The 1,700-nt window shown below is 59.8% G+C and carries 1 protein-coding gene; it reads right to left on the reverse strand.

Going from position 1 to position 1,700, the window contains the following annotated elements; all coding sequences use genetic code 11:
* Window positions 1-75 precede the first annotated feature (75 nt).
* Window positions 76-1,347: a group II intron reverse transcriptase/maturase gene (ltrA, locus tag A3220_RS16420; protein ID WP_062376020.1), complete on the reverse strand. Its 1,272-nt coding sequence runs from the start codon at window positions 1,345-1,347 to the stop codon at window positions 76-78.
* Between the last annotated feature and the right edge of the window lie 353 nt (window positions 1,348-1,700).

The raw sequence follows: 1,700 nt of genomic DNA on the forward strand, positions 1-1,700 counted from the left end.
CGACCCGGCCCCCCACAGATCCGGACGTGCGCAATTAACGCATCCGGCTCTTCAACCATCAGTTTCGCTGAAGGATCAGCATGGGTGAACGATCCTCGCCTTGGGAAACGGCAGTAACTTAAAGAGTTGAAGCGCATTCCGCCACACAATCCTTGCCTTCTGGGATCGCCGGCTCAGCCATTTGATCCAGCACCACTTCACCCGATGGCGAAACGTCTGTATGGATCGCATATTGCCGCGAATACCGTAGTAGGCAACGTGACCTTGGATCTTACGACTCAACTTCTCATGCTGTTCCCGGATCGGCAGGTGACGATTCCACCGGCACCACTGTGAGATGTGCTTGAGCCCACGCCGAAACCTATCCTTCGCCGTCTTGCGCTTGATAACCAAGAGCCCGCGGCGTGACTTCCCCCAGTAGTGGGTGAAGCCCAGAAAGTCGAAGGTTTCGGCACGCTGCTCACGATACGGGCGGAACCTCACCAGGCGGGTCTTGGTCGGGTGCAGGGTGAGGCCGAAGCGCGCGAAGCGCTTGGGCAGTACTTCCAGCACCTTGCGGGCGTCAGCTTCACTGCTGAATGCGAGCACGGCATCGTCGGCGAAACGTACCTCAAATGCGCGTCCTCGCAGGCGTGGCTTGACGTCTTTCTCAAACCACTCGTCCAGTACATAGTGGAGATAGAGGTTCGCCAGCAATGGGGAAATGACCCCGCCCTGTGGGCTGCCGACTACTCCCTTCTGCCACTGCCCAGCCTCCAGTACTCCGGCCTTGAGCCACTTGCCGATCAGGCGAAGGATCACACCGTCCTTCACTCGTTGCTGCAGAAACGCTCGCAGGTGCCGGTGGTCGATCGTGTCGAAGAAGGCCTTGATGTCCAGGTCGATGACCCAGCCACCTCCCATCGACGACAGGCCGTCCCACACCGTCTTGATGGCCTGGTGTGCCGAGCGCCCCGGCCGAAAGCCGTACGAACAATCCAGGAAGTCATGCTCGTAGAGAGGCTCCAGTAGGGACACCACGGCACGTTGCAGGACCTTGTCTTCAAAGGTGGGAATGCCGATCGGCCGTGTGGTACGCCCATCCCCTTTGGGGATATGGACACGCCGCACCGGCGGCGCCCGGTAACACCCGCTCTTGGCCTCTTCCAGCAAGCGCTGGATATTGATCTCGAAGCCGCGCGCGAAGTCGTCCGCCGTCTGGCCATCAATCCCGACCGCACCGTCATGGCGCGTCATGAGGTAGGCCGTTTTCAGCCACTGGGCGTCGATATGATGCGACAGTGACGTGAAGGCACGCTGCGGAAAACGCTCTGCCAGCGATGCTATCCGCACTTGTTTCGTGGACATGACTTCAGGTTCCTGAGCACCTATCATGTTTCCCTCGTACGGTTCTGATGGTTGACCACTCCTTCCCTCCACCGGGTCCCATCGAGCTGGTTCCCCGATTTCATCAGTACTATGAGTGGCTCCGACTCCCATTACCCCATCTGGCCGGCTCGCTACACTCGCCGTACCGTACCTCCTGAGTGGCTGTTGTTTCGCTCCCATCACCGCCAGTCACTGCAGTGCTGGGCCAGGGAGCTTGGGGGCAGGTGGCTCCCGTACCTGATAGCGTTAGATCGGAGGAGGGAAATGGGCCTCCCAGGTTCCTGGGAACCCCCTGTGTGAACATGCCCTGCTCTAATGACCCCGGCGACCTT

This window comes from Halomonas sp. KX33721 (genome assembly GCF_001596805.1).
Taxonomy (GTDB): domain Bacteria; phylum Pseudomonadota; class Gammaproteobacteria; order Pseudomonadales; family Halomonadaceae; genus Vreelandella; species Vreelandella aquamarina.